The following is a 9,346-nucleotide window of genomic DNA, read 5'->3' as shown; positions in this document are numbered from 1 at the left end:
AACCACGAAAGCTTACAGAAGCTGAAAGAAAGAGGATTGAAGCAAACCTCATATAGGTGTGACAAATGCTGCGATACCGGATGGATACTAATTAAGCAGGAGCATATGCAACCTCTTGCTGTAGCTTGTGAATGCAGGAAAATAGAAAAGCTAAAAAGTGAATGGAAGTATTCAGGAATCAATGTTGAGCAAAGTAAACTTACTTTCTCTAGTTTTGAAATTTGGAATGAAGCGTCAAGTAAAATTAAGGATACTGCTGCAGCTTATTGTACTGATTTTGATGAAATTAGAAACAATAGGCGCAATAGCATTTTATTATGCGGTCAGGTTGGCAGCGGTAAAACGCACTGCAGTATTGCTGTTGCATTAAACTTTTTAAAGCAAAGAATTAAAGTGGTGTACATGCCTTATCGTGATGTAATCACAAAGATAAAACAAAATATGATTGATGAAGAATATTATACTAGGACAATTTCAAAGTATCAATTATGCGAGGTCCTACTTATTGATGACCTCTTCAAGGGGAAAGTAACTGAAAGTGATGTAAATATTATTTTTGAAATCATTAATTATAGGTATCTTAACTTTCTGCCTATTATAGTCAGCAGCGAATTTTCTATTGATAGACTATTAGCTTTTGATGAGGGGGTTTCTTCAAGAATATATGAAATGTCAAAAGATTATGTAGTAGAAATTGAGAAGGATATTAGGAATAACTATAGACTTAGGTAAATTTAGAATTCACAATGCTCAATTCACAATAAACAATTACAGAGTTAAATTCGCATGAAAATGGATTTTTTTGAGAATTAATCAAAATTAAATTATGAAGGGAAGTTATTTAAATGAAAGCATCAGGAATAGTAAGAAATCTTGATAATTTGGGAAGGGTTGTAATACCAAAGGAAATAAGAAAGGTATTAGGAATTAATGAAGGGGATCCAATCGAAATAACTAAGGTTAATAATGATATAGTTTTGAGGAAATATAGTAAAGGATGCATCTTTTGTGGAAGTGATAAAGATATAAGTGAATTTAATAATTTGCTTGTTTGTAGTGACTGCAGAAAGACTTTAGGACAGAATTAGAATGAACAGGCCGAAAGATTTACCTAACCGCCTGGAATGCGCATACTGCAAGAGGAATTATAAGCATGGTGGAGAATGTCAGGGGAAAAGCACAAATAGAAATGAAGATGGATGTCTTTATTTTAGCATGGATGAAAAAGGTTGTATAAGAAATACGGATCAAAATATACCTTTCAATTTATATAGTGATATTCCACCGGTTGGTATGTGGAGGGATGGATGGACAATATATAATCAAGATACAAAAATCAGAATAAATAAGATATATGCTTTAAGCTGGAATGAAAGAAAAGGTTTGCTGTATATTAAATGTAATTTTGATTATTTTATTAATGAGTTTAGTGAAGATTATAAAAAAGAAGCTAATAAGCCAAATCTAAGGGTTATTAAATAAGTTAATATGAAATGAATATTTTATATTATAGAAGTATTAAAAAGATAAAATTCTGAGGAAAGGGGATAAGCAAAATGGGAGGTTTACTAATTTTCAAAGATGAAAGATTTGGAGAAATAAGATGGGTAAAAATTAATAATAAAGATTATGCTGTAGGGATTGATATAGCAAAAGCTTTAGGATATAAAAAGCCTAATGATGCAATTTCAAGACATTGCAGGGGGGCCGTGAAACACGGAGTAGGGGTAGTTACTGGAAAGAGAAAAGATGGAACGGATGCTATCCAAAATGTAGAAATGAGTTTAATACCGGAAGGGGATGTATACCGCCTAACTGCAAAATCCGAATTACCAGGAGCAGTAAAATTTGAAGCATGGATTTTTGATGAAATACTACCTTGTATACGAAAAACAGGAATGTATGCTACAGATGAATTATTAGATAATCCTGATTTACTTATTGCTGCAGCTACAAAGTTAAAAGAAGAAAGAGAAGGAAGATTAGAAGCTGAAAAGAGAGTGAAATTATTAGAACCAAAAGCACAATTCTATGATGATGTTGCAGGCTCTAAAGATGCAATTGAAATGGGACATGTTGCAAAAGTTCTTGGTATTAAGAGAATGGGAAGAAATAGACTATTTTCATTATTAAGAGATAAAAAAGTCTTAGATAAAAATAATATTCCTTATCAGCAGTTTGTAGATTCTGGTTATTTTCGCATATTGGAACAAAAGTATACTGTACCTAGTGGAGAAACTAAAATTAATATAAAAACCATGGTATTTCAGAAGGGGATAGATTTCATAGGAAGAAAGATTAGAGAGTTATAAATTAAAGATTTGTATGAGAATTCATATATATAAATGGAGGCTATCCTATTCGTAAGGACAACCTCCATTTTTAAAAAAAGCAACTAAGCTACTTCATATTTAGTAACTTGTCTTTGAGTCAATTGAGCACTAGATTTCTTAACTAAATCGCCAGAATTAGTTTTGAAAATATTCTTGGCAATAACAACATCCATAAGTGCATTTACTTCATCTTTAGTGAGAGTAGATTTAACACCACTAACGCTTAAAGTAGTCTTTAAACCAGCAGCAGTTAAAAAAGTCATAGCTAAAGTGTATTCCATTTAACATACCTCCAATCTTAAAAATTTACTTAGGAATGCTATCCTAAGCATTTACTAAACTAGAAGATTCATTTATAAAGTAATCTCTAGTTGAAGCTTCCATAACGCCTTTTATTGCTTCAGCAACATCATAGACATTTTGAGGAGCAGCATCTGTTTTTACACCAGAAAAAGTCTTCTTGCTGTAGATCGCGTCCCCCGCTTTATCAGTCCCGCTTTGAACTTCAATGCTTAGGGATGCAGTTTGAATTGATTTTGTTACAGCCATAGTTTTTACCTCCTTCATTTTGTTTTCATAAAGGATATATGGACAAATGTTCGCTATTACATAAATAAATAAAATTTATTTGTTTTTTAATCAACAAAAGAACTAAAACAGATTAAAAGTATTCAAAGGATAAGTATGTAGTAATAATAAAAAAATAAAAGCTCTCGGTTTTGTAGATCAATTTGTATTGTGCTTTTAGCACAATAGTTTTTGATAGATGGCAATATTGTTAAAATAAAAGTGATAGTTATAATTAAAGTATAGTTAAACATTGATTGGAGGAATAGTAATGGAATATGAAGTTCAAAAACACTTGCACTATGCTGGAATACCAAGCTTTAATCTTTATCCAGTAACCAGAGATCTTAATGATGTAGATATTGTTGTAATGGGAGTACCTTTTGATAGTGGTGTTACTAACAGACCAGGTGCAAGGTTAGGACCAAGAGCAATACGCAATATGAGTCAGTTGACATGTTGCTTTAAATATCCATGGAATTGTAAATTAAGCGATGAGGCTAAAATTATAGATTATGGAGATATTGGTTTTTATGTTGGTGCTGATACAACAAATATAATGCTTGAGGAAACATATAAACATGCTAAAAAGATCATTGATGCGGGTTGTAAGCTCCTTACATTAGGTGGAGATCATACAATTCCTTATGGTATGGTACGTGCAGCAAGTGAAAAGTATGGAAAGCTTGCATTACTACATTTTGATTCACATCAAGACAGTACACCAAGTACAGGAAAAAATGTTTCACATGCAAATTTTGCATATGATTTACAGGAGGAAGGATGTGTTGATCCAAGCCATTCAGTACAGGTATTTATACGTACAGAAATGTCTGAATGTGGATACAATATTATTTATGCTCAAGATGCAGTCTTTATGAACATGGAAGAATTGGCTGAGAAAATTAAAAAGATTATTGGGGACATGCCTGTGTATATAACATTTGATATAGACGCATTAGATCCTTCAGCAGCTCCAGGAACAGGGACTCCAGTTATTGGAGGACCATCAACAGCTCAAATGCGTAAACTATTGTATAACTTAAAAGGGTTAAATGTAGTTGCAGCAGATTTAGTTGAAGTTTTGCCGGCATATGATCATAGTGAAATTACGGCTTTAGCAGCAGCAAATATTGCTCAGGATTTAATGCATCTTATGTATGAAAAGTAATAGAAATAGAATAAAATTTATAAATCAAAGGCGATTTTCAAATTAGATTTTGGGGTCGTTTTTTTTTGATAGTGTAAAGAAAGCAATAAAAAATATAAGTAAAAATCAACCGGAATTTATTAACCAGAGGAGGCATAATTATGAAAAAGAAAATTTTAGGTAGTATGCTTGCAGTATTTATGATGTTTTCATTGGCTGCGTGCGGAAATGGAAAAACAGTCGATAGTTCAGCAAAAAAAGAAGGTGAACTTACTAAAGTAACGTTAGGTATGACTACATGGCCAACAAATGAACTTTACTATCTTGCAAAAGAAAAAGGAATCTTTGAAAAAAATGGACTGGATGTAGAGATTCAAGAATTTACTTCTACAACAGAAAGTTCAAATGCATTTGTAGGTGGCAAATTAGATTTTTGTACAGCCCCATCTTCAGAAACAATAGCCCCATATAGTCAAGGAGGTAAATTTAGTGTTGTCTTAGTTTCTGACAAATCGAATGGATGTGAAGGGTTGATTGCTAAGCCAGAAATTAAAAGCATTAAAGACTTAAAAGGAAAAACAGTAGCTACTCAGTTATATAGTGTTGATCATATGTTTTTACTAACACTTTTAAATGATGCAGGGATGTCAAAGTCAGATATAAATATTGTTGACATGTCAATTCAACAAGCAGGTAATGCTTTTGTTGCTGGGCAAGTTGATGCAGCCTGTGTTTGGGATCCATATTTCTCAAATGCAAAGAATTCAGGTGGAACAGTTCTATATTCCTCAAAAGATAATCCAGATTTAATTACGGATGCACTTTTAGCTTCATCTGATATAGTAAACAATAAGCCGGAAGTTGTGCAAGCAGTTGTTAAAAGTTTTTTTGAAGCTAGAGAATATTGGAAGCAAAATCCTGATGAAGCAAATGAATTTATGGCTACAAAAATGGGTGTAGATAAAAAGGAATTTGCTAGCGAAATGGAAGGTCTAATTATTCCTGATATTGATGAAGAACTTAAATTATTTGAAGAAGCTGATAACTATACTTATTGGGGATATACACAAAATAAGATTGAAAGCTTTATGAAAGAACTTGGAGTTATAACTAAGGAGGTTGATTGTAAAGATCTGCTTAATGATAAGTTTGTAAAGGAATATGCAAAAAGCAAGTAGATAAAATGGAAAACGTTATGTACGAATGATGCATAACGATTTTTCTATTTTTTAAGTTAATTAGTTCAATATACATACTATGGGTTGTTGTAGATCCATATAGTAAAATTGATTGTTTTACATAAATATGTTATAACTTAATATAAATCTGGAAAATTATTTTCATTTATGATTATTAATATGATAAAAGTCAAAACAAAATTAATAAAATATAAATGTAAATTTATAAAAAATGGGGCGGGGGTTGTTGAAAAATGAATTGTGAAGATTTACTTCATATAAAGCAGCTCAAAGAGGGCTTAGAGCTTATTGCAGGTGAAAGTGGATTAAACCGCTATATAAGATGGTTATATTTTGCAGATTGCATTCAATGTTTGAGTGAAGATTATGATTTTGGTGAGCTGATTCATGGCGGAGAGTTAGTTATTGTTACCAATGAGAGTTTGACGAATAATGAAAAAAGAATGCTAGAAATTATTAGAACAGCGGAAGAACAAAAAGTTGCAGGAATTGTTATTAATGAGGGGCAGATTTTAGATTCAGTTAAAAACATTTGCAATGAATTAGAAATACCTCTATTTGAAATATCTATTAATTTGCATTTGATAGATTTTTCTCAAATAATTTGCAAAGCATTAGTGGAAGAAGAAAGCAATGCAAATTCAATGGAACGAATTTTATCTAATATTTTGTATGTAGACAATTTTTCAGTAGAGAATATAATTGAACAAGCTCAGTATTATGGAATTAATTTAAATAGAAGTTATCAAATTGCAGTATTTCATATTGATAATTTAAATGAGGAGCTACAAAAATTACAGATTAAGGATAATGGTTATATTAATGAAATAAAAGAGAACATAAAAAAAAGTATAAAAAGGGAATTTAATAATTATGGACTTAGACATATGATGACATTAATACAAGGTGAATTTGCGGTAGCATTAATTCCTACAGATATGTTTAGTGATGATTTATTAATTATGATACTGAAAAATATTGTGAAAAAGGTTGAAATGTCATATCATCTACAAATAGTTGTTGGGGTAGGAAGTAGTTATAGCTATATAGAAGAAATAAAGCTTAGTTATCAAGAAGCAAAAAATACAATAAAAATTTCAAATATTTTGAATTCTAAAGAACAGATTTATTTCTATAATAATCTTGGATTATATGCATTTTTAAGTCAAATTAAAAATGATAAATTTTTAGATAATTATAAAAATAGTAAATTAAAAGTATTAGAAGATGCTGACAAAATTCAGGATGGATGCTTATGCGATACTTTAGAGGCTTATTTAGATAATAATTGTAATGCAAATGCAACTGCAGAAGCTTTATTTATTCATAGAAATACTATGCGCTATAGAATGGACAAGATTAAAAAGATATTAGGAACTGACTTAACAGATGTATCATCATTTTTAGAGTTAAAACTTGCTTTTGCAATAAAGAAATATCGTGATAATATTAGTGTCTAGCAATAACATATAACATAAATTTATGTGGTGATAAAACGAAATGATATATATTTTTATTCCGCAGGGCTATGAAAATTTCTCATTCTTTGTGCTAAAGGCACAAGTATAATTATGGATTGATTCCATTGTCAATGAGTTAGTTAAAAGCTTATAATTAAATCAAGAAATAAAGGAAAAGCAAAGGCGCTTTAAATATAGAAATATATTTATGCGTTTTTGCTTTTTTTATAAGCAAAAAGAGAATTAACACAAGAAAGGAAGTAAAGATTATGAAGATGATAAAGGCAATAATAAGACCAGAAAAATGTGAAGAGGTTTTAAAGAAGATGTGTGACAATGGATTTCGTGCTGTAACACGATTTGGAATTTTGGGGAGAGGAAAACAAAGAGGATTAAAAGTAGAAGATGTATATTATGATGAAATTCCTAAAGAAACCCTAATGATTGTTGTAGATGATAGTGATGTTGATAAGGTTACAGATATCATCGTTAAGAATTCGAGGACAAGCAATGAAGGTTCTTTTGGGGATGGGAAAATATTTATTCTTCCAGTTGAAAAGGTAATAACAATAAGTAACGGTAAAAATGAATTATAGGAGGCACATTTTATGAAGCAAATTGTTGTAATAATAAGACCTAATTTGTATTTTAAGACAAAACAGGCATTAAGCGATCACAGATTTTTTGCAATGAGTTCCAAAGAGGTGCTTGGAAGAGGAAAACGAGCAGTTCAATTTACATCAGGAGAAGGGGATCCAGCCACAGATGATATATATAATAATACGTTAATTGCAAAAAAAATGATCGAAATGATAGTTAGAGATGAAGAAGTTGATGAAGTCATTAATGTAATTATGTCTGTAAATCATAGTAATATGAATGGCGATGGAAAGATTTTCATTTTACCTGTTGATGAAAGCATAAGAGTTCATACAGGTGAAAAGGGTGATGATGCGTTAATGTAAAACTAGTGTTATTAAGGAGTGAATTATATGAAAGCTAAGGGAGATAAAGGTGATTTTAGGCTAAGAAAAGATATAACAAAATCTCGTTATGGAATAATTACAATATCAACGTTTGTTATTATTTTTGCTTTATGGCTTGCAACTAATATGAGCGGCTATGTAAAAGAAATGTTTCTTCCATCTCCTATTAATGTTATTAGTGATATTGTAAATGGAGTAAAAGAAGGAAACTTATGGAATAATATGGGAGCTAGTATTTACCGTATTACAATGGGATTTATTTTAGCAGTTGTACTTGGTGTACCGCTTGGAATTTTTGCAGGGTGTTTTAAACCATTTGAAGCAGTTATAAATCCAATTTGCGAATTTATAAGATATATGCCTGTACCAGCATTTGTACCTCTTGTCATGGTATGGTGCGGCATTGGAGAAACAGCTAAGATTATGGTTGTATTTTTAGGAGCTTTTTTTCAGTTGGTTTTAATGATTGCTGATGATGCAAGATCAGTTCCAGATGATTTATTATCTGCAAGTTATACTTTAGGAACAACAAGGTGGACAACAATAACAAGGGTATTGATTCCAGCTATGGCTCCCAGAATGATGATTACATTAAGAATGATGATTGGATGGGCTTGGACTTACTTAACAGTTGCAGAACTTGTTGCATCTAGTTCGGGTTTAGGATATCAAATATTGAATGCACAAAGATTTTTCCATACGCAAAGTATTTTTTCTGGTATTTTAGTAATTGGCCTTTTGGGGTTGATTACAGATAGAATATTTGCATTTGTAACAAAGAAGATGTTTCCATGGAATGAGTAAGAAGGAGGAATAAAAAATGTTAGTAAAAGAGAGATATAATAATGCTGGTGCCAGCTTAGAGGCAACTGTAGCAAGCACTAAGATTCTTGTTAAACATATTGATAAGATTTATACCTCCAATAAAAAAAGCACTACGGCAATTAAAGATGTGTCAATAAACATTCAGGATAACGACTTTGTATGTATTGTAGGACCTTCTGGATGTGGAAAATCTACATTGTTACATATGCTTGCTGGATTAGATTTTCCTACAGTTGGAGACATTATTGTAAATGATAAAAAAGTGACTGGACCTGGACCTGATAGAGGCATGGTATTTCAATCATATACTTTGTTTCCATGGATGACAGTAGAGGATAATATCAAATTTGGACTAAAAACTAAAAAAATGTCTAAAGAAAAACAAGATGAAATTACTAGCAAATATTTGGATGTTATAGGACTTAGCAAATTCGCTAAAAGTTATCCTAAAGAATTATCAGGTGGTATGAAACAGAGAGTAGCAATAGCAAGAGCTCTTGCAAATCAACCAGAAGTGCTGTTAATGGACGAGCCATTTGGAGCTTTAGATCCACATACAAAATCTATGATGCAGCTATTACTTCGAGAATTATGGGAAAAAGAACATCCTACAGTAGTATTCATAACACATGATATTGATGAAGCAGTGTTTTTAGCTAATAAAATATATGTTATGTCGGCAAGGCCAGGAAAAGTTATCAAACAAGTAAATGTATATCTACCGCATAAAAGAGAATTGGAATTAAAAGATACAAAAGAATTTATTGAAATCAGAAAAGGAATTAACAATTTATTGTATGCCCCAGACGGACATAATTAGAAACTC

The 9,346-nt window shown here is 31.2% G+C and carries 13 protein-coding genes; 11 read left to right on the top strand and 2 right to left on the bottom strand.

Annotation, left to right across the window (positions count from 1 at the left end; translation table 11 throughout):
• The first annotated feature begins 105 nt into the window (after window positions 1-105).
• The 4 genes from ACJDTP_RS25250 to ACJDTP_RS25235 all read left to right on the top strand — a co-directional run bounded on the left by ACJDTP_RS25250 (window position 106) and on the right by ACJDTP_RS25235 (window position 2,312).
• Window positions 106-732, top strand: coding sequence for an ATP-binding protein (locus tag ACJDTP_RS25250; RefSeq protein WP_406762787.1), 627 nt, complete (start codon window positions 106-108; stop codon window positions 730-732).
• Between the two features lie 113 nt (window positions 733-845).
• Window positions 846-1,088, top strand: coding sequence for an AbrB/MazE/SpoVT family DNA-binding domain-containing protein (locus ACJDTP_RS25245; protein ID WP_406762786.1), 243 nt, complete (start codon window positions 846-848; stop codon window positions 1,086-1,088).
• 1 nt (window position 1,089) lies between these two features.
• Window positions 1,090-1,482 (top strand): hypothetical protein, encoded by a 393-nt coding sequence (locus tag ACJDTP_RS25240; protein WP_406762785.1) that lies wholly within the window; start codon window positions 1,090-1,092, stop codon window positions 1,480-1,482.
• A gap of 74 nt (window positions 1,483-1,556) precedes the next feature.
• Window positions 1,557-2,312 carry a phage antirepressor KilAC domain-containing protein gene (locus ACJDTP_RS25235; protein ID WP_406762784.1) on the top strand — a complete coding sequence of 252 codons (756 nt, stop codon included), beginning with the start codon at window positions 1,557-1,559 and terminating at the stop codon, window positions 2,310-2,312.
• Window positions 2,313-2,395: 83 nt separating this feature from the next.
• Here ACJDTP_RS25235 and ACJDTP_RS25230 read toward each other — a convergent pair whose 3' ends face one another.
• Window positions 2,396-2,614 carry a DUF2922 domain-containing protein gene (locus ACJDTP_RS25230; protein WP_008423935.1) on the bottom strand — a complete coding sequence of 73 codons (219 nt, stop codon included), beginning with the start codon at window positions 2,612-2,614 and terminating at the stop codon, window positions 2,396-2,398.
• Between the two features lie 43 nt (window positions 2,615-2,657).
• Complete coding sequence (locus ACJDTP_RS25225; RefSeq protein ID WP_087701257.1) at window positions 2,658-2,882, bottom strand: DUF1659 domain-containing protein; 225 nt, start codon at window positions 2,880-2,882, stop codon at window positions 2,658-2,660.
• A 289-nt stretch (window positions 2,883-3,171) separates the two neighbouring features.
• On the opposite strand from ACJDTP_RS25225, the gene speB reads away from it, so the two are divergent.
• The 7 genes from speB (at window position 3,172) to ACJDTP_RS25190 (ending at window position 9,340) form a co-directional block, all read left to right on the top strand.
• Window positions 3,172-4,071: an agmatinase gene (gene speB / locus ACJDTP_RS25220; RefSeq protein ID WP_008423940.1), complete on the top strand. Its 900-nt coding sequence runs from the start codon at window positions 3,172-3,174 to the stop codon at window positions 4,069-4,071.
• Between the two features lie 140 nt (window positions 4,072-4,211).
• Complete coding sequence (locus ACJDTP_RS25215; RefSeq protein WP_008423942.1) at window positions 4,212-5,228, top strand: ABC transporter substrate-binding protein; 1,017 nt, start codon at window positions 4,212-4,214, stop codon at window positions 5,226-5,228.
• Between the two features lie 254 nt (window positions 5,229-5,482).
• A complete protein-coding gene (locus ACJDTP_RS25210) occupies window positions 5,483-6,709 on the top strand; it encodes a PucR family transcriptional regulator (protein ID WP_008423945.1) in 1,227 nt (408 codons plus the stop codon).
• A 269-nt stretch (window positions 6,710-6,978) separates the two neighbouring features.
• Complete coding sequence (locus ACJDTP_RS25205) at window positions 6,979-7,305, top strand: P-II family nitrogen regulator (RefSeq protein WP_008423947.1); 327 nt, start codon at window positions 6,979-6,981, stop codon at window positions 7,303-7,305.
• Window positions 7,306-7,317: 12 nt separating this feature from the next.
• Complete coding sequence (locus tag ACJDTP_RS25200) at window positions 7,318-7,674, top strand: P-II family nitrogen regulator (RefSeq protein ID WP_008423949.1); 357 nt, start codon at window positions 7,318-7,320, stop codon at window positions 7,672-7,674.
• A gap of 27 nt (window positions 7,675-7,701) precedes the next feature.
• Entirely contained in the window at window positions 7,702-8,499 is a 798-nt protein-coding gene (locus ACJDTP_RS25195; RefSeq protein ID WP_008423951.1) for an ABC transporter permease, read from the top strand.
• A gap of 16 nt (window positions 8,500-8,515) precedes the next feature.
• Complete coding sequence (locus ACJDTP_RS25190; RefSeq protein WP_008423953.1) at window positions 8,516-9,340, top strand: ABC transporter ATP-binding protein; 825 nt, start codon at window positions 8,516-8,518, stop codon at window positions 9,338-9,340.
• Window positions 9,341-9,346 lie beyond the last annotated feature (6 nt).

The sequence above is a fragment of the Candidatus Clostridium helianthi genome (assembly GCF_045310795.1).
GTDB classification, from domain to species: Bacteria; Bacillota; Clostridia; order Clostridiales; family Clostridiaceae; genus Clostridium; species Clostridium helianthi.
This window is presented reverse-complemented; position numbering and strand designations above follow the sequence as displayed.